The sequence below is a fragment of the Chitinivibrionales bacterium genome, from assembly GCA_014728215.1.
GTDB lineage: Bacteria > Fibrobacterota > Chitinivibrionia > Chitinivibrionales > WJKA01 > WJKA01.
The window spans coordinates 65,469-84,183 of record WJLZ01000133.1 but is presented as its reverse complement, the minus strand read 5'-3'; the positions used below and the strand labels follow the sequence as shown (position 1 = coordinate 84,183).

General features: G+C 45.5%; 15 protein-coding genes. 1 reads left to right on the top strand and 14 read right to left on the bottom strand.

Going from position 1 to position 18,715, the window contains the following annotated elements; genetic code table 11:
* Positions 1-40: 40 nt before the first annotated feature.
* Positions 41-2,530 carry a hypothetical protein gene (locus GF401_11065; protein MBD3345591.1) on the top strand — a complete coding sequence of 830 codons (2,490 nt, stop codon included), beginning with the start codon at positions 41-43 and terminating at the stop codon, positions 2,528-2,530.
* 71 nt (positions 2,531-2,601) lie between these two features.
* On the opposite strand, the gene gyrA is transcribed toward GF401_11065, so the two are convergent.
* From gyrA to GF401_10995, 14 genes are all read right to left on the bottom strand, one after another.
* Positions 2,602-5,145, bottom strand: coding sequence for a DNA gyrase subunit A (gyrA, locus tag GF401_11060; protein ID MBD3345590.1), 2,544 nt, complete (start codon positions 5,143-5,145; stop codon positions 2,602-2,604).
* 11 nt (positions 5,146-5,156) lie between these two features.
* Positions 5,157-5,969 (bottom strand): 5'/3'-nucleotidase SurE, encoded by an 813-nt coding sequence (surE, locus tag GF401_11055; GenBank protein ID MBD3345589.1) that lies wholly within the window; start codon positions 5,967-5,969, stop codon positions 5,157-5,159.
* Between the two features lie 6 nt (positions 5,970-5,975).
* Positions 5,976-7,901 carry a DNA topoisomerase (ATP-hydrolyzing) subunit B gene (gene gyrB / locus GF401_11050; protein ID MBD3345588.1) on the bottom strand — a complete coding sequence of 642 codons (1,926 nt, stop codon included), beginning with the start codon at positions 7,899-7,901 and terminating at the stop codon, positions 5,976-5,978.
* Between the two features lie 21 nt (positions 7,902-7,922).
* Complete coding sequence (locus tag GF401_11045) at positions 7,923-8,216, bottom strand: DUF721 domain-containing protein (protein MBD3345587.1); 294 nt, start codon at positions 8,214-8,216, stop codon at positions 7,923-7,925.
* Positions 8,213-9,358, bottom strand: a complete 1,146-nt coding sequence (gene recF, locus GF401_11040; GenBank protein ID MBD3345586.1) for a DNA replication and repair protein RecF — start codon at positions 9,356-9,358, stop codon at positions 8,213-8,215. Before recF ends, GF401_11045 begins: the two co-directional genes overlap by 4 nt.
* Positions 9,359-9,674: 316 nt before the next feature.
* Positions 9,675-10,058, bottom strand: a complete 384-nt coding sequence (locus GF401_11035; protein ID MBD3345585.1) for a response regulator — start codon at positions 10,056-10,058, stop codon at positions 9,675-9,677.
* Positions 10,051-10,488 carry a response regulator gene (locus GF401_11030; protein ID MBD3345584.1) on the bottom strand — a complete coding sequence of 146 codons (438 nt, stop codon included), beginning with the start codon at positions 10,486-10,488 and terminating at the stop codon, positions 10,051-10,053. Before GF401_11030 ends, GF401_11035 begins: the two co-directional genes overlap by 8 nt.
* A 22-nt stretch (positions 10,489-10,510) precedes the next feature.
* Positions 10,511-10,903 carry a response regulator gene (locus tag GF401_11025; GenBank protein MBD3345583.1) on the bottom strand — a complete coding sequence of 131 codons (393 nt, stop codon included), beginning with the start codon at positions 10,901-10,903 and terminating at the stop codon, positions 10,511-10,513.
* Positions 10,903-11,421, bottom strand: a complete 519-nt coding sequence (gene nuoE / locus GF401_11020; GenBank protein ID MBD3345582.1) for an NADH-quinone oxidoreductase subunit NuoE — start codon at positions 11,419-11,421, stop codon at positions 10,903-10,905. The genes GF401_11025 and nuoE overlap by 1 nt, the downstream gene beginning before the upstream one ends.
* Positions 11,388-13,262 carry an NADH-quinone oxidoreductase subunit F gene (locus GF401_11015; GenBank protein MBD3345581.1) on the bottom strand — a complete coding sequence of 625 codons (1,875 nt, stop codon included), beginning with the start codon at positions 13,260-13,262 and terminating at the stop codon, positions 11,388-11,390. Before GF401_11015 ends, nuoE begins: the two co-directional genes overlap by 34 nt.
* A 325-nt stretch (positions 13,263-13,587) precedes the next feature.
* Positions 13,588-15,549: a HAMP domain-containing protein gene (locus GF401_11010; protein ID MBD3345580.1), complete on the bottom strand. Its 1,962-nt coding sequence runs from the start codon at positions 15,547-15,549 to the stop codon at positions 13,588-13,590.
* A 14-nt stretch (positions 15,550-15,563) separates the two neighbouring features.
* Positions 15,564-16,187 carry a redox-sensing transcriptional repressor Rex gene (locus GF401_11005; GenBank protein ID MBD3345579.1) on the bottom strand — a complete coding sequence of 208 codons (624 nt, stop codon included), beginning with the start codon at positions 16,185-16,187 and terminating at the stop codon, positions 15,564-15,566.
* A 266-nt stretch (positions 16,188-16,453) separates the two neighbouring features.
* The gene (locus tag GF401_11000; GenBank protein MBD3345578.1) at positions 16,454-17,236 is read right to left on the bottom strand and encodes a hypothetical protein; all 783 of its coding nucleotides are present in this window, start codon (positions 17,234-17,236) and stop codon (positions 16,454-16,456) included.
* Positions 17,237-17,467: 231 nt separating this feature from the next.
* Positions 17,468-18,703 (bottom strand): hypothetical protein, encoded by a 1,236-nt coding sequence (locus GF401_10995; protein ID MBD3345577.1) that lies wholly within the window; start codon positions 18,701-18,703, stop codon positions 17,468-17,470.
* Between the last annotated feature and the right edge of the window lie 12 nt (positions 18,704-18,715).

Below are 18,715 nucleotides of genomic sequence, written 5' to 3'. Positions count from 1 at the left end.
ACCCAAAGTACCATAAATTGAAATAAATGTTTTGAATAATATGTATTTTAACCCAATGTATAACCGGAAAATACAAACAAGGAGCTTTTCTCAAATCATGAAAAATTTTGTTTTCTTTTTATGCATCCTTTTTGTTGTTACCCATGCCCAGAATCCTGCCATGTCACAAATGATTCGGCAATACATTCAACAAGGAGGCAAACCTTCCAAAGCACAGAAAATGCTCCGGGAATACAAAGAAAACAAAGAAAAAAGCGGTAAGGACGCCATCGATGAAATGGCTGAGAAAGACACCCTTGCTGATACCACTTCCAAAAAAAAGACAGGCCAGTTATCTGTATACGAAAGCATGATCAGAGGAATTTCAATCGATCCGGACCAGATTTTAGATTCCCTCCATATTTTCGGCCACGATGTCTTTAAGAAATCCAGACGCTCGAGTTTTAGTTCAGATGATTTCATTTCGGTGCCTGCATCATATCCGGTAAGTGTTGGTGATGAAGTAATCATTAAGCTGTGGGGTCGAATTAATGAAGAACATAAAGTTGTAGTCGACCGGGACGGTAGAATCAACATACCCCACATGGGACCGGTTTCCGTTGCAGGCCTTCCTTTCAGTGCAATGCAAAAAAACATCATTGACCGTGTGCAAAGTATTGAAGGCGTTCAGGCATCGGTAACCATGGGAGAACTTCGCTCGATCCAGATTTTTTGTATGGGTGAAGTCGAATCCCCCGGAATGTATACGGTTGGGGCACTTACCAATGTCACCAGTGCGCTCTTTGCCGCCGGCGGTCCCACGAAGAACGGATCTTTACGTCATATCGAACTGAAAAGGAACGGGAAGAGAATTAAAAAACTCGATTTTTATAATTTTCTCCTTTCGGGAAATAATTACACAAATCTACGACTCAAATCGGGCGACGTCGTGTTTGTTCCTACCGTTAATAAAATGGCCGCCATTGCCGGCAATGTCCGTCAAAGCGCACTATACGAGATAAACGATAATACGTCCCTGAAAGATTTTATCGGTCTTGCAGGCGGTATGACTCCTGCAGCCTGGACCAACAAAATTCAGGTCGAGCGATACTCCGATAATCAGTACCAGATCGTCCTCGACCTTCATACCGAATCCGGATCTGCGCTCCCCGAGTTCGCCATTCAGGATGGTGATATTGTCAAGATTTTTCCGATTGTCGTTAAGGACCACAATGTCGTTTACCTCGCGGGCAATGTTAGCCGTCCCGGAAAATATGAACTTACCGAGGGTATGAAAATAAACAGCATTCTCGGTTCCTACGATCTTTTGCTCAGTGGCACCTATTTTGAGTATGCTGTTATTAAAAGATTCGAACCCCCGACATTTCAGGAATCGATTATACCCTTCAATCTTAGCCGTGTTTTAGAAGATACGACGGTGACTGACAACATTTTTCTGAAACCAAAAGATGAAATTTATGTGTTTCATCGGGATTTCTTTGAACCGGACCGCAAAGTTGCGATCGGTGGTGCGGTTACCAATCCGGATGATTATTTACTTCTGGAAAACATGACGGTGCGGGACCTTATTATTCAGGCCGGCGGCTTATCCGAAGATGCCAGCCCGGAGCGCGGTGAACTCTACCGGCGCACCTTTGACCAGGCCAATGTGACTACTCAAAAAATCGAGTTTTGTGTCCAATGTGCTCTCGATGATGATCCCGAGCATAATTTTGAATTAAATAAACTCGACCGTGTTTTTATCAGAAGCAAAAGAGGGTGGGAAGAAGAAAAGAAAGTAACCCTGGCAGGAGAATTTATCTATCCCGGTACTTATGTTCTGCTGGAAGGAGAAACACTGGGTCAACTGATCAGGCGTGCCGGTGGTTTTTCACGGAACGCCTATTTAACTGCGGCTGTTTTCACCCGTGAAAGCGTTCGGGAGAGAGAAAAGGAGAAGACCGATGAATATGCCCGGATGCTGGAAATGGACATTATGAAATTCACCGGCGAAATGGCGTCAAAGGAGAAGGGGGCTGAAGCCCAGGCGCTTTTACAGCAGCAGCTTGCAAATCTGGAAAAACTGAAAGCGGTGAAACCGCTGGGAAGGGTCGTTATAAACCTGACAAATCCAGCGGGATATGAACATTTTATGCTCGAGGGTAGCGACAGTCTTTACATACCTAAAGATATCAGCACGGTTTCGGTTATCGGTGAAGTTTATAATCCGTCAACATTCAAACTCGACAACAAGCTCCACACTACCAGGTATTATATCCAGCTTGCCGGGGGATACAAGGAGCATGCCGACAAACGAAACACCTATGTTATTAAAGCAAACGGGACAGTACTCACCCAAAAAATGACTAATGTGAACCGGTACGAACTCGAACCCGGCGATGCCGTGGTTGTTCCTCAAAGGATAAAATATGTGAGTGGGTTCAAGGTATTCGGCGAGACTATTTCTACGCTGGTCAATATAACCGCAATCACGACTTCTATTGCAACGCTGATCCTTCTTCTTCGGGGAAGCAACAATTCGGGAGAATAGCAATATAGTCTCTCCCTTAATCCGGCACTGAAGGGCCGGCCACACAAAGAATTGTGTGGCCCTTTTTAATCTTACTCTGAAGGCGGTTCTTCCCCAGAATCCGGCGATTCTGCATCCGGGGATTCGGTATCCGAAACATCTTCGATTTCGGCAGCCTCAACAGCTTCAACCGGTTCCTCATTCTCGTCGCCATTCGTTTCTTTATCGCACAGGGCCAGACTTACAACAAAATCGCCTTTGCTGAGATTAATCAGGCGGACTCCCTGGGTATTCCGACCGATCACCGATATCTTACCGACATCCATGCGAATGAGAATACCGTTACGGGTAATCAGCATCATGTCGCAATCATCTCTGATGCCTTTTAAAGCGACCACTTTGCCGTTTCGTTCGGTGCATTTGATATTAATAATCCCGGAGCCGCCACGATTGGTTTTACGGTAATCGGAAACACTTGTTCGTTTTCCGTATCCATTTTCGGTAACTGTCAATACAAGATCAGACTCTTCAATGATAATCATGGCGACAACCTTGTCATCACCACGCAAGGAAATTCCCTTCATTCCCCGGGTATTTCGGCCAAGTTCACGGGTGGCGCTTTCGTGGAATCGGACCGCCTGTCCGTTTCTGGTACCGAGAATAACGTCATTGTTTCCGTTGGTCAGTTTACATTCAATGAGTTTATCCTGGGGATCGAGTTTAATTGCATTGATACCATCTCTGCGAATGTTCGAATATGCTTTGAGAGGCTGCTTATTGACAACACCTTTTTCGGTGGCCATAAGCAGGTAGGAGGTTTCGTCGAACTCCTTTGTCGGGACCAGGGCGGCAATTTTTTCTTCAGGTCGAAGCTGGATAAGATTCACAATCGGCCTGCCGCGGCCATACCGCGGAGCCTCAGGAATCCGGAACACCTTCAACCAGTAACACCGTCCCATTGTTGTAAAGAACAGAATATAGGTATGGTTTGATGCAATAAAGAGGTTTTCAATATAATCGTCCTCCTTGGATTCCATACCCTTAATGCCGCGGCCACCGCGTGCCTGTGCACGGTAGGTCGAAACCGGACACCGTTTGATGTAACCGGAATGAGACATGGTGATCACCATAAAGTCGTCGGCAATCATATCTTCGATTTCGACCTCACCACCGGCATCGATAATTTCGGTCCGCCGTGGATCGCCGAAACGGTTTTTTATGTCCATAAGCTCATCTTTGATAATCTGCATCTGACGATCTTTACTTTCGAGTATTTCGGTCAACTCACGAATCCTGGCCATAAGCTCGTTATATTCGGCTTCGAGTTTATCCCGCTCCAGAGCAGTAAGCCGGTGAAGACGCATATCCAGAATTGCCTTGGCCTGAATTTCACTGAGTGAAAATCTGTCGATAAGACGTTGTTTTGCTTCCTCGGGTGATGAAGATGTTTTAATAAGCTGTACTATTTCATCAATATTATCGACGGCGATTTTCAGCCCCTCAAGAATATGGGCCCGTTCTTTTGCCTTTCTCAATTCGAAGGTGGTGCGACGAACAACAACATCGACACGGTGAAGAACAAACTGTTCAATGAGTTCTTTCAGAGACAACAGCCGCGGTTTCATGTTCACCAGGGCCAGATTGTTTATCCCGAATGTCACCTGAAGGTTGGTAAACTTAAAAAGCTTATTCAAAACGACCTCGGCATAATTATCTTTTTTAATGCCGATCACAATCCGCAGACCTCTTCTGTCGGATTCATCCCTGAAAAACGAAATTCCTTCAATCGTTTTCTGCCTGACCAGGTCGCCCATTTTCTCCAGAAGCGTTGACTTATTTACCATATAGGGAATTTCGGTAACAATGATCTGTTCTCTGTCTCCGGATGTTTTTTCGATTTCGGTCTGGGCTCGTACCGTAACTTTTCCCTTACCGTTTCTGTAGGCTTCGACAATTCCATCACGCCCGTAAATAACACCGCCGGTGGGAAAATCGGGCCCCGGAATATGTTTCAACAAACCGGGAAGGTCAATTTCAGGATCTTCGATTGTTGCAATTACCGCATCGATGACCTCACTCAGATTATGGGGAGCCATATTGGTGGCCATACCAACCGCAATACCAGTCGCTCCATTAACGAGAAGGAATGGGATTTTTGCCGGAAGTACCGAAGGTTCTTTGGTGCTGTCGTCATAGTTGGGGGCAAAGTCGACGGTCTCTTTCTCGATATCCGCCAGCATTTCTTCAGCAACCCGGGTCATTCTGCATTCGGTGTATCGCATCGCTGCAGGAGGATCGCCGTCAACAGACCCGAAATTGCCCTGTCCGTCAACCATCGGATACCGGAGAGAAAAGTTCTGTGCCATACGGACCAGGGTATCATATACCGCAGCATCACCATGGGGATGATATTTACCGATAACATCCCCTACAACACGAGCACATTTCTTATGCGATTTGTTATGCTGTAATGAGAGGTCTTCCATTCCATACATTACCCTCCGATGAACCGGTTTCAGTCCATCACGAACGTCGGGAAGTGCACGGGCAGTAATCATGCTCATCGAATAATCGAGATATGATTTCTGCATTTCATCTTCAATAAAAACCGGAATCTGTTTTTCGCCGTCAGGCATCGAAAATCTCCTTATAAGATATTAAAATTCTTTTCCAGTACAGCAAGGGTATTGAGCCCCCCTTGCGAAGTAGCATCAAAATCGAGCGGGGTTATGGCGATATAGTTATTCATTACCGCCCTGGAATCATAATCGTCCGACAACTCGACATTTCTTTTTTCTCCATAAATATAAAAAGCATCTTTTCCCTCTTTATCACAAACCCGTCGGTACCGGTCGTCAAAGAAAGCCATGCTCTGCCGGGTTATTTTGACGCCCCGGCATTCACTGAGAGGACATTCGGGAAAATTGACATTAAAAAATATCCGATTTTTCTCCTTTGCAAGAATTTCGCTGTAGTGCTCTAAAATGAATTCGAGGATTTCCACCGCTTTTTTCGAATAATCGTCGACATGTTCTTTTCCCTTTTCCCCGGTGGAAAAGGCAAAGCTTGGTATCTGCCAGAATGCGCCTTCCCGCGCAGCCGCAACCGTACCGGAGTAAAAACCGGATGTTCCCGAGTTTTCTCCGATATTCATACCCGAAACAACGATATCCGGCTTGCCGCCAAGCAGATGACTGACCGCAAATTTGACGCAGTCGGACGGCGTACCACGAATAGCATACCCAGAGAGCCCGCCATTATTCGATTGTATTTTGGAATAATAGAGCGGCGAAGAAAAGGTAAATGCATGGCTGACACCGCTCTGCTCACTGGCAGGTGCGGCAATGGTAACCGAAAATGTATCTTTCAACGCCCCATAGAGACTGGTGATTCCGACCGTGCCGAAACCGTCATCATTGGTTAAAAGCATCCTGAAAGGCTTTTTTCTGGTTTTATTCATAGAGTACTATATATCCAGATTTTGAACTTTTTCCGCATTCTGTTCAATGAATCGACGTCGAGGCTCAACTTCTTCTCCCATAAGCATGGTAAAAATCCTGTCCGCCTCGACCGAATCTTCGAGTTTTACTTTCAGCAGTCTTCTTGTCTCAGGATTCATCGTCGTTTCCGCCAGCTGGTCGGGATTCATTTCACCAAGTCCCTTGTACCGTTGGAGTGAAAGGTTTTTTCTCTCTTTCCACTCTTCGACGACCTTTTGTTTACCTTCATCGGTAAAAACATACCGTTCTTCCTTGCCGGATTTAATCTTATACAGCGGCGGTTGAGCAATGTAGACAAAGCCTTTCTCGATAAGATCCGGCATGTGACGGAAGAAAAAGGTCAACAGCAACGTTCGTATATGTGAGCCGTCAACATCGGCGTCAGTCATAATGATAATTTTATGATATCTGAGTTTATCGATGTTGAATCCGTCCTCTTCTCCATTCTCACTCTGGCCAAAACCGGTTCCCAGGGCCTGCACAAGCGCCTGAATTTCATCGTGAGAGATCACCTTATCGATTCGTGCTTTTTCCACATTCAGTATTTTACCTTTTAAAGGAAGAATTGCCTGAAAGGTCCGGTCCCGTCCCATTTTGGCACTTCCTCCGGCGCTGTCTCCCTCAACGACAAAAATTTCACAATTCCCGGGGTTTCTCTCCTGACAATCGGCAAGTTTGCCCGGTAATCCACCACCGTCCATTACGGTTTTGCGCCTGGCCAGCTGACGGGCTTTCCGGGCGGCGTCACGGGCGATGGCCGAGTTGATACATTTTTCGGTTATCTTCTTGGCTACCGGCGGGTTCTCTTCCAGAAAAGTCGCGAATATATTGTTGACCGCCGATTCCACAATGCCCATTATATCGGAATTGCCCAGACGGTGCTTTGTCTGACCTTCAAACTGAGGATCCGGAAGCTTGACACTGATTACCGCAGTCAGGCCTTCACGAAGATCTTCTCCCCGCAATTCTATTTTATTGTTTTTTATCAGATTATATTTGCCGATATAGGTATTGATCGTTCGGGTGAGCGCCTTTTTAAAACCCGATAAATGCGTGCCGCCGTCGATCGTGTTGATATTATTGGCAAAGGAAAAAAGGTTTTCGGCATACGAATCGTTATACTGCATGGCGATCTCAATTTCGATTTTCTCGATACCCTTCTGGAAATAGATCGGCTCGTGATGAAGCGGTGTTTTATTTTCATCGAGAAACTGCACAAAGGAGATCAGCCCACCGGGATAACAGAAATCGTGCTTTTTATCCTCAACACGATCATCGTTTATCGTTATACGAACGCCCTTATTGAGAAAAGCAAGCTCACGCAATCTTTTGGAAAGGACATCAAAGCTGTACTCGGTAGTTTCAAATATGGCGGGATCCGGCTTGAAAGTTATTTTTGTCCCGCGCTTATCGGTTTCCCCTGTCACCTTTATGTCCGAAACCGGAACACCGTTTTCGAACCTCATGAAATGGACTTTACCATCAAGACTGACTTCGACTTCCAGATGGATTGAAAGCGCATTTACACAGGACACACCGACACCATGGAGTCCGCCGGACACTTTATAGGAGGAGTTGTCGAACTTTCCACCGGCATGAAGGGTTGTCATAACCAGCTGAAGCGCCGACATCTGGGCCTCGCTGTGATGTCCTACCGGAATACCACGACCATCATCAACAACGGTGACCGAATTGTCCTTATGAATGACAACATCGACTTTCGTTGCATAGCCGGCGAGCGCTTCATCGATTGAATTATCAACGACTTCAAAAACCAGGTGGTGAAGGCCCTGTACGCCGGTGCTGCCGATATACATGGCGGGCCGTTTCCGGACTGCATCGAGCCCCTTCAGTGTCTTGATGTTTTCTGCACTGTATTCAAAATTGCTCATAAATGGTAACCTCTGAACGGGTTAATAAAATATTATTTCCTTTATTGAGGAGCATCCGGACTTTTCTTCGATTTTGTCCAGGATCTCCTTTTTTAAATAGCTAATTTCCTGCCTCCAGGCTGCAGAGGGGACACGGACATACAAGACACCATCCTCAGCCCTTGTGCATTGGGTATTCTCTGCAATCTTTTCTCCTACGATCTCGGGCCACATGCGCACAACGTCATACTCTCTGCATGCGGTTAGATAGCCTTGTTCGGATAAAAACGAATTCAGGATTTGCGTTATTGACTCCGGCTTACTTTTTCTCATCATCCGGCACACACCTTCCCATCCGATATTGTGAAGGGATGAATCGGTTTTGAAAAGGGAACCCGCGATGTTGATGCTGTTGCAAAGAGCTGTCCACCGGATTCGATAAGCGGATAGAAATGCTTAAGCCGCTGATCATCGAGTTCCGAAAAGACATCATCCACAAGCAGAATCATCGAATCACCCGAATTCTCTTTAAGGCTGTAGTATGAGCAAAGGCGGAGTGCAAGGGAAAGTGATCGACATTGTCCCAGAGAGCCGAAGTTTCTGGCCGGACGACCGTCAATCGTTATCCGCACATCATCTCTGTGTGGCCCGATTGATGAGTATCCAAGATTGCAATCCTGTTTTCGAGTATTTTTCAGTGCCTCTAAAAATAAATATTTCCACTCTTTTTTACTATTAAATTCACTTGAAAAAGAAGGTTGAAACTTAATTGTTCCTGTCTCTTTATTCCGGCTGATTTGCCGGTAGAATTCGGTGAATTGCGATTCGACCTTTCTGATTATTTCATTCCGTTTTTCGGCGAGTTCGGCCCCATGGAAGGCCATCTTTTCTTCATATGCGTCAAGCTGCATGTCGCAGATTTTCATTCCAAGAAGCTTATTCCGGTTCAGCAGGCTTTTTCGATAGTGAACACAATGCCCGAGATAGCCGGGCACAAGCTGGCTGATTAAGATATCGACAAATCGCCGACGTTCATGGGGTGGACCGTAGATTAAATTAAGATCGTCGGGACCAAAAGAGACGATTCCGGCAATACCGAACCACTCAGAAAATGATGAGACCTTCTTATCGTTAATTTTCATGCTTGATTTTCTGTCCCGCCCGAACCCCATCGACGCAATGGTTTCATTGCCCGATTCGGCATTCTTGAATCCTGCCTCGATGAAATAGCATGATGCCGATGAATTGATCATATTGCGGCGGGAAGCAGCCCTTTGAGAACGGCCGGTGCATACAACATGCATGGCTTCAAGCAAATTTGTTTTGCCGGAACCGTTCAGCCCTCTGAAAAGAGCACCGTCCTGAGAAAACTCTAAGCTCTGTTCTTTAAAATTTCTGAAATTATGCAAAGTAAGATGGGATAAGTACACGGAGTTGACCGCTTTTTTATTTATAATATGATATAACAAATATAATATATGCCTCTTATAAAATCAGCCCCTTTCGGCAACTTCTCTCTGCATACAGCACGAGTCGGATTCTCTACTAAAAAATTCGGTAAGCGAAACGGAATATTGCGGGTGCAGAATTGATAAAAAGGGATTAGGGAACTCAAGCGCCAAAATGTACAGCGCTCTACAGCCGAGGAAAATCCGGCCATTCAGGCGTATGCCGGAGAGTAGACCATGCACCGGCAGTATGCCGCACCAGGAGTCAAAAAGGAGGGCCCGATAAGGGCCCCTTGCCTTTTCAAACTGCCATACGGTTTACCGGCCGGCGCATTCTAAAAAGGTATTATGCGGCAACTTTGGTAAGATTTTCAACCAGCTCTTCGGGTTTGACCGGCTTTTCATAAACACCTTTTACATTTGGAAACTTCTCGTCAGGAGCATAGCTGCTGAGAAGAAAATTGCCTTTATGAATCCCCGTGATCAGCATAACCGGAATATTTGCAGTTTCAGCTCCGTCACGAAGCTTCTTTACCGTATCGAGTCCGGCACTGCAGTCTTCCATCATGACATCGAGCAGGATTACATCGGGTTTCTGAGCAACAGCTTCTTCATACCCTACCCGACCGTCTTCAGCAGTCACAACCGTGTAACCGTTGGCGGCAAGCAGGTCCTTCACCGATGCTCTGTATTCAGCATCATCATCAATAACCAAAGCTTTTTTATTCATGACAACCTCCTTTTGTGTGTTGGTGTGTGGGTGTATCGTTGTTAAGTAATGTAGCCACAAGCTCCAAAAGCTTTTTTGGGGCAACCGGCTTTTCGACAATTTTATTTACCGGAAGAAATTTGTCATCAGCTTCAAAACGAAAGGGGAGGTTCATTTCACGGCAGATCCCGGTCACCAGCACAACAGGGACCGCATTTAAACTGCAATGCTTTTTCAACTCTCTACTCACCTCGAACCCTTCGGTGTTATAATCCATCATCACATCAAGCATAACCAGATCCGGCTTTTCTTTTTTAGCCAGCGCCATTCCGTCGGTGCCATTATGGGCGCTCAGAATCCTGTAGCCTTCAGCTTCAAGAAGGTCTATAACACTATGAACAAACGCAACATCATCATCTACGAGTAATATTGTTTTATTTACATCTTTCATTTATACCTCCAGATAACATGTATCATTCATCAAGCAATTTTTCAACTTCACCAATGAGTTTTGACGGTTCGATCGGTTTTTCGAGTATCCTTTCGACAGGGAGCCATTGTACATCCGGTTTTAATAATGAGGGCAGTCTTTTTTCGGACACAATTCCGCTTACCAGTAATACCTTTGTCGATTTCAACTCGGGTTTAGTACGTATCTTACGGGCAATATCAAAACCTTCAGTCTCATAGGTCATCATAACATCAAGAATAATTAAATCGGGGCGCTCATTAACCGCCAGCGCCAGACCGTCACTACCGTTGAATGCCGAGAATACCTCGTAATCAAATGCTTCCAGAAGTTCGGCCACTGAAGCAATGAAGTCTTCATCATCATCGATAAGAACTATCTTCTTCTTCGGCTCCATTACCTGCCTCCTTTGAACCCGTATTCTCCGAGGATTTCTTCCAGTTCATCCGGTTGTACATTGCCATATACCCGCTCATCGATAATCATCACCGGAGCAAGTGCGCACATTCCTACGCAGCGGGCGGATTCGATGGAGAATAAGTCATCCTTGCTGGTTTCACCCTCCTTGATTCCGATTAAATCCACAAGCTTCTTCACTATTTTTCCCGCACCTTTCACATGGCATGCCGTCCCCAGACAGATGGAAATCGTATGCTTCCCTTTCGGCTTCAGGGTAAAATAGTGATAGAACGTGGCAACACCCATTACTTCCGACAGGGTAACACCAAGCAAGGAGGCGACTGTTGCCATCTGATCTTCACGCAGATATCCCTCTTCCTCCTGCAATTGATGGAGTATCGGTATGAGATAACTTCTTGGCCGGAGTTCGTTACAGCATTGACGAACGAATTCCTCAACCTTCCGCGGCAGCGCCGCACGTGTTACGCTGTCATTTTTTGTTTTACAGTTCTCCATGTCTTATTCTCCTTTTCAAAAGGCCCAACATCCTTTTGTACAGCATTGAATTTGCATATATCATAACAACTACCGCATTTTACGCAGATTTCATTGATTATCTCATGGGGCATCTTTTTCGCTCCGACAATACACTTCACAGGACAGACACGGGCACAGGCGGTACATCCGACACATTTCTCCCTATCGATGATATAGGAAGTTAAGCTTTTACATACTCCTGCCGAGCACCTCTTATTAACGATGTGTTCTTCGTACTCATGGCGAAAATGGCTGAGTGTGCTGAGTACAGGATTAGGCGCACCTTTACCCAGTCCACAGAGCGAAGCGTTTGCCGTCACCTTTGCGATCTCTTCAAGCTTATCAAGATCGCTCATAGTGGCCTTTCCTTTTGTAATCGAATCCAGAATTTCCAGCATGATAGTAGTCCCGGCTCGACAGGGGGTACACTGTCCGCACGACTCTTCAGCCATAAACTCGAGAAAAAACCGGGCGACATCCACCATGCAGGTGCTCTCATCCATAACGATCATCCCCCCGCTGCCCATCATTGCCCCGGCCTGTTTGAGTGAATCGTAATCGACCGGTGTTTCGAGAAAGGATTCAGGAAGACACCCACCTGCCGGACCGCCGATCTGAACCGCTTTGAATTTTTTGTTTTCCGGTATTCCGCCACCAACCGTGTAGATTACTTCATGAAGCGTTGTGCCCATCGGCACCTCGATAAGCCCGGTATGCCGGACCGCACCGGCCAGGGCAAAAACCTTTGTTCCCTTACTTTGCGGCGTCCCAATCGAATTAAACCAGCTCTCACCATCCAGAAGTGCAACTGGAACATTGGCAAATGTCTCAACATTATTTATCACCGTCGGCTTATTCCACAATCCTCTATCGGTGGGGAAAGGCGGCCGCGGCTTGGGTTCTCCACGATATCCTTCAATCGACTTTATAAGCGCCGTCTCTTCCCCGCACACGAATGCTCCCGCACCGAGACGGACTTCAACATCAAAATCCCATCCGGTGCCGAAAATGTTTTTACCCAGAAAACCATACTCTCGGGCACTCTTAATCGCCATTTCAAGTCGTTTGATCGCCAGGGGATATTCAACCCTGGTGTAAATAAACCCTTTTGTCGCTCCAATTGCATACCCGGCAATTATCATCCCCTCAATAATCGTGTGAGGATCGCCTTCTATTGTGCTTCGATCCATAAAGGCCCCGGGATCCCCTTCATCGGCATTACATATCAGAAACTTTTCATCCGCATCCTGCTTTGCGGCAAAGGACCACTTCTGGGCGGTTAAAAACCCGCCGCCGCCACGACCCTTCAGACCAGCCGATTTAACCTTTTCTATGATCATTTCCGGATCTTCGGATGCCAGAGCCTGCGCCGCGGCTTCATATCCGTTTACCGACAGATATTCATCAATCGCCTCAGGATCAATAACACCGCAATTCCGAAGAGTCATTCGAAGCTGCTTTCCGAAAAAGTGAATGTTTCCGAAAAAGGGTATAAACCGATTCGAAATCTTATCCATCGACATTGCATAGTCGGCCACAATTTTTTCATTTTTCAAGTGCTCTTCCACAATACGATCAATCATCTCTTTGGTCAAGCCACTGTATATTACATTATCAGGATAAACATGCATAACCGGTCCGGCGTCGCATTTACCACGACAATCCATCCTGGTTACCATTAATTCTTCACTCAAATTCGCCGCTTCAATACGAGCCGCGCAGTAGGTGAACAGTGTGTCGGCACGTTCATTACCGCATGCCTTCCCCGTGCAAAGGCCAATGATTCGGCGCGTCGAACTGAATCCATCAACATGCTGCATCGTATACTTTACTATCGGTTTGTCAGCGAGTATATGGTCCTTAAAGATTTCCTCTGCCATTTGAGGAGTACAATGAACATATTTTACCGGCACGATTCCTTTTCGTATAACAGTAACGACAGGTTCCATATCGCATCTTCCGGTACACCCCACCTGACCCATTGTTACATTTGCTTCCGGGTTATTCTGTACCAGTTCCCGAAATTTACCGTAAACCTCCCGGGCTCCGGCAGCATTTTCGCAGGTTGCCGAACCAACGGTTATCCTGTATTCAGTATTGAACTTCGCTTCAAACACCCGCCAGACAGCTTCGGTTCTTAAGTTTTTAACAATTTTCAAGGGTTCTTTGTTCATGTCTTTTCAACCTTTCTTTGCTTGCAGGCAAAGTAAAAACAAATTCAGTCCATTTGCCCTCTTCGGAATTAACAGAGATAGTCCCTCCGTGGCTCTTAACTATATGCTGTGTTATAAAGAGACCAAGTCCGGTTCCCTTTTTCTTCATCCCCATACCATTGACACGTACAAATTTATCAAATATCGTATTACGATACTCTTCAGGAATACCATCACCGGTATTACGAACCCTGAATTCTATCACTGCATCGCTGATCTGAGAATCGATCGTTACGCATCCGTCTTTATTGCCGTATTTTATCGCATTGCTGATAAGATTTTCAAATACTTCATGAGTCATATTGTAGTCCGCATGAACCGTACATTCATCGGGAATATTGTTTTGAATTGTTACACTCTTCTCTTCGGCAGCCAATTTCATCAATTCTATCAGCGACCCCACGATTTCATCATTAATCCGCACGTCGGCGAGCACAGGATTCAACTCATTATTTTCTATTCTCGACAAGTTAAGATAATGCCGTACCATTTCGGTAATTCGCTTTGTGTTAAGGTCTATATTTTTTACCGCCCGTTTCTGTTTTTCATTAAGCTCTCCGAATTTATCCTCTCCGAGCATAAATGTGTAATTCATAATGGAACCCAACGGTGTTTTCAGCTCATGGGAAATAAAGCCGAGTGTTTCCATGTAACTTTTATTAACCGCAACCAGCGATGTATTGGCCTCTTTGAGTTTGCGTTCCCTCTCTACAAGCTTATCTGCCATATTGTTAAAAGCATCGATAAGCGTACGAGTCTCGGTAGAACATTTTTTAAATTCAACGCGTCCCGGATGTTGACCTTCACGCATTGTATGCGACGCCTCGGCCAGTGCATGAATTGGTTTAGCGACCCGGGCAGCGAGAAAATAGGCTGCAATAAGTGTCACCAGAAGGCCGGCAAAAGAAAGGAGTGCATAACGGCCAATCATCATGCGGACAATATCAACAAACGGCTGTTCCAGTATACCAACGTACAACATGCCGACAATCCTGTTGTTGACCGTATATATCGGATCATAGGCAGTCAAATACCAATCCTTTACAACAAACGCCCTGCCGAGCCATGGCTCACCATTGTCAAGAACGCTTTCAGCCACCTCTTTCGAAACACGCGTTCCCAATGCCCGGTTTCCATTATCCTTTCGAACAGTTGTCGTTATCCTGCAGTCATTGAGAAATATGGTCACCGAACCGGTCGATGTGCCTTTGTATTTTTCATTGCGATAAATGGTTTCATGAATTTTATCCACAATTTTCTTGTTACGGTTCATCATGACGCCTCCATACACGGCCGCCACAACATTGTTATTGTAAACAACCGGCACAGCGCTCATAAGAACCATTCCCCTGGATTCGTTATTCTTCCGGCTTCCGCGGGCAAATGGTGTTTCCTCAAACTCCAGAAATGCTCTCCTGGAAAGATCCCCATACTCCCGATCCAGTGTCTGTGGATCAAACAGCGTAACCCCGGCAACGCCTTGCCCCTTTAATGCCTTCTGTATCAAAGCATCGGCCGGAAAATAATCTCCAACTTTATAGGGAGGCGCACTTCTAAGTACAACCCTTCCATTCGGCGTAAGGATACTTAGAAAATCCAAATTAAATCTCGTGCGTATCCCCTCAAGGTGCCGTCGTAATTCACCATCATCAAATTGACCATCGCTGCACTGTTCTCTGAAACCACTGTTGTCGACAATTAGCTTCAATACCGTTTCAATAGTATTCATTTCGCCATTTAAAACACTCCAGGCTGCATTTAAGTCCGACCGCACCTGATTTTCGGCGCGCTGAATTACCTGCTTTCTGATAACCTGCACTCCAATAAAGGCATACAGGAGACCAAAAATCAAAGCCAGAAAACCGAAAAACTTAAATAAACGAGTACGAAGCATCTGCTACCACCATCCTATCCTTTGTGACCATTCGTTATGTGCAGAATTACTTTCTCCAGTTCCATTGCAAGATTAATGTGATTTTCATAACAATCAGCGGGCAATACCAGCCTGAACGGAACAAAATTCAAAAACCCCTTAACACCAGCTATTACCAGAATATCCACCGTCCGTTGAACAACGTCACCCGGAATAGTCAAAACAGCTATTTTTATTTTATTTGTCGACACAAATTCCGCAAGTTTTTCTGCAGGAAACACCGGCACATCAGCATCAGGATCGATTTTCGACTCATCCGTATCGAATGCCGCAACAAACCTGATATTTTCATCAATGAACCCCCGGTAATTACATAAAGCTTTACCGAGCTTTCCAAACCCTACAATTACCGCACCGGTTTCTGTCCCTTTGTTTAAAAGTCTGTTTATCTCACCAAGGAGATCATCAATTATATAGCCGCCCTTTTTGTTTCCCGATGTCGTGAGTTGCGTAAAATCTTTTCGCACCAATGATGCTGAAATTCCGAGTGTATCGGCAAGATTCGAGGAAAACACCTTACTGAAACCCAGACCTTTCAGCTTTTTCAATATGTTTTTATATTCAAGCAGCCGAATGCTGGATGATTCATGATTTGCCATTATCTCGCCTCCATTTGCACAGAGTCATTCCTGTTTTTTTTGTTTTGAATTCCTGTTTTATGATATAAATATAACATAAATTGTTATGAAAGTCAACCTTTATGTTACCTTTTTATCATAATAATCAATGGCGGCTGTCTTAAGCCTCGAAATATCAACACATTACTAAAATGCACCAATTCCGTGCAAAGAGAGATCAACCATAGCTGATAAAGGGTTTTCGGTGAAAGAAAAGCGGGTGAAGAAAAGGAGCTTTTAATATACAATCATTGGAACAAAGAGAGTATTGAAACCGGTTCCGGCTCCTCTGCCAGAACGAGTAAAACAGGTGAAGCATTTTCTCCGCTGAATTGAAGTGACAGGGTATCGGCAAGAAACGTACGGTTATTCACGATAATTTTATTGTCTTCGATCTCTGAAATCGATTCAATTTTTCCCAGTTTTTCGCCGCCGATGATTTCATCTTCCCATTTCAACAGCACGAAGGAATTACTGGATGGTACAAGCATCGAGAGAAACCCCTGATCGACAATCAACCCGCCGGCGACATAAAAAGGAAGTTCAGCAATGGAAAAGCGGGTTTTAGCCTGAAGGGTTAAGGCTTCCTCACCTAAAATATTATCCATTATAAAGGCAGGGTCACTTTCTAAAAGAGTGATTTTTTCGGCAATTGAATTTCCTGCACTTGCCGGAAAATGTCCTGATGATATCAACACAAATAAAGAATCGGTGATTTCGAGGATCTCGAGTCCCATGGGCCGGATAAACTGCTCTGCTCTTTCAACGACTTCGGCGGCCGAGGGGTCATTTTCGACAAGAAGCCTCATTGCAAATTCCCGGTCCGATCCGGTTACTTCTGCAAAGGCGGTTAATTTATCTGCAAGTGATTCTTTTTGCTGCTCGAGCTGCTGCCTGACACACTGCCGCAGCGAACTTATTTGACGGCGGGCGATTATTGCATTTATTTCACCGGGAAGTTTCATCCATATTAAAGCAAGCAATATGGCTGCAGTAAGGATTACGGCTAAACCATGTGTCAGAACTTTCATTGAGGCTCCTTCTTGTTATTTCGCTTCCTGATAATTTAGATATAGTAAGAAAATAGAGAATTCCCTGCTTAAATGTGAAGTGGGGAAAGAAAAATAATTTGATTGCAGGAACATGAAGCGTACCGGTATACAATGATTCATTCACCCGCTGCAGGAGCAGTTATTACCAGGGATGAATAAAAAAAGGCGGATTACTCCGCCTTTTTAAAAATGAAACCCAGATAATTTTAATTATCGGGCGTAACTAATTTTACCATCGGTTGCAATACCCTGGGTGATGACAACGCGGTTATCTGCGGTGATTTGTTTCCGGAGAATAACGCTGTTTGACGGTGCCTGAAGAGCGCCGTCGATAACCTTGAGCATCCGGCCGCCTGGTGTGAAATACTGAGTTTTGACTATGTTTGACGACCTTGGGTTCCACCGATTGATCGGCACCTGGACATCAATCCATCCGGGGCAGTAGGCATGATCGGCTGCACCGGCGGTTGCTTCATCAAACACAGGTTGTCCTTCGCCTTCCAGAAAATCATCGAGATTCATGCCAAAGGCGATATCGCCCCAGGCATCTACCGATTCTTCAGCACCGGAAATCGGATTGGCTTCCTTGTGGAAAGGGTCACCGGGCAGACGCCAGCGAAGAGCGGTAAATGAATTGGGCTCTGCAGCATCGAGGTCATTATAACCGAATGTCATTGCTAATTCGGATCCTGCGCTTTGCGGAGCAACACCAGGTGAAGCACCCCAGACATCCCACGGAACAAACCATTCCTGACGGCGAACACTCGTGACTCCGCCCTCTGCATCAAGGATATCAACCCTAATGCCATACAAGGCCTCTGCATCATCGATACGGACTGTTTGATATGACACAAAGTTTTCAGGATTCGAAAGCCATGGTTCACCAGCCACATGAATGTTAAAAAGATTATAGCGGAAATTCTCAACCGGTTCGCTTCCGCCAAAACGGATCTGGAACTGAGCGAAGGATTCGGTCAACTGGCTCATCGAAAGATCGATAAAGAGTGGGGCAGCACTACCAATACTTCCATACAGCTCGGTTGAAGAATGCTGATCGATAAACAGCTCACATGCATCATTGCCATAGGCTTCGGGATAAATCAAGCCCTGCCAGTCATCATCGGTAACCTGAAAAAGAAAATAGACACCTCTGTCACCATAGGCTGCCATAAGATCCATACCGCAGTCATTTCCGGTGCCGTCGGGAAGTGTTCCATAGGCCCAGTTGTTTTCATCGAGGGTAGCCCTGTCGAGTGACGCTGAAATATCCCAGCAATACCAGAAACAGGATTTCTGATTGTTGTCGTCGACCTGGAATAGTGCTTCTTCGGCGGACGAAAGATGGTAGGCGGTAAGCTTGAGAGACTGATCAGGAGCGCGCTCGAATTGCGCCACTGATAAGGAAGTAACAAAAAGACATAACATCAAAACTGTAAAACGTTTCATAATAGGTAGCTC

What these genes read in the sequence shown, in the direction of transcription:
- gyrA (MBD3345590.1), bottom strand. Translation starts at nt 5,145, where the DNA reads ATGCCTGACGGCGAAAAACAGATTCCGGTTTTTATTGAAGATGAAATG.
- surE (MBD3345589.1), bottom strand. Translation starts at nt 5,969, where the DNA reads ATGAATAAAACCAGAAAAAAGCCTTTCAGGATGCTTTTAACCAATGAT.
- GF401_11000 (MBD3345578.1), bottom strand. Translation starts at nt 17,236, where the DNA reads ATGAAAGTTCTGACACATGGTTTAGCCGTAATCCTTACTGCAGCCATA.
- GF401_10995 (MBD3345577.1), bottom strand. Translation starts at nt 18,703, where the DNA reads ATGAAACGTTTTACAGTTTTGATGTTATGTCTTTTTGTTACTTCCTTA.
- GF401_11030 (MBD3345584.1), bottom strand. Translation starts at nt 10,488, where the DNA reads ATGAAAGATGTAAATAAAACAATATTACTCGTAGATGATGATGTTGCG.
- GF401_11015 (MBD3345581.1), bottom strand. Translation starts at nt 13,262, where the DNA reads ATGCAGCATGTTGATGGATTCAGTTCGACGCGCCGAATCATTGGCCTT.
- GF401_11035 (MBD3345585.1), bottom strand. Translation starts at nt 10,058, where the DNA reads ATGAATAAAAAAGCTTTGGTTATTGATGATGATGCTGAATACAGAGCA.
- GF401_11010 (MBD3345580.1), bottom strand. Translation starts at nt 15,549, where the DNA reads ATGCTTCGTACTCGTTTATTTAAGTTTTTCGGTTTTCTGGCTTTGATT.
- GF401_11025 (MBD3345583.1), bottom strand. Translation starts at nt 10,903, where the DNA reads ATGGAGCCGAAGAAGAAGATAGTTCTTATCGATGATGATGAAGACTTC.
- GF401_11005 (MBD3345579.1), bottom strand. Translation starts at nt 16,187, where the DNA reads ATGGCAAATCATGAATCATCCAGCATTCGGCTGCTTGAATATAAAAAC.
- GF401_11065 (MBD3345591.1), top strand. Translation starts at nt 41, where the DNA reads ATGTATTTTAACCCAATGTATAACCGGAAAATACAAACAAGGAGCTTT.
- nuoE (MBD3345582.1), bottom strand. Translation starts at nt 11,421, where the DNA reads ATGGAGAACTGTAAAACAAAAAATGACAGCGTAACACGTGCGGCGCTG.
- GF401_11045 (MBD3345587.1), bottom strand. Translation starts at nt 8,216, where the DNA reads ATGATGAGAAAAAGTAAGCCGGAGTCAATAACGCAAATCCTGAATTCG.
- gyrB (MBD3345588.1), bottom strand. Translation starts at nt 7,901, where the DNA reads ATGAGCAATTTTGAATACAGTGCAGAAAACATCAAGACACTGAAGGGG.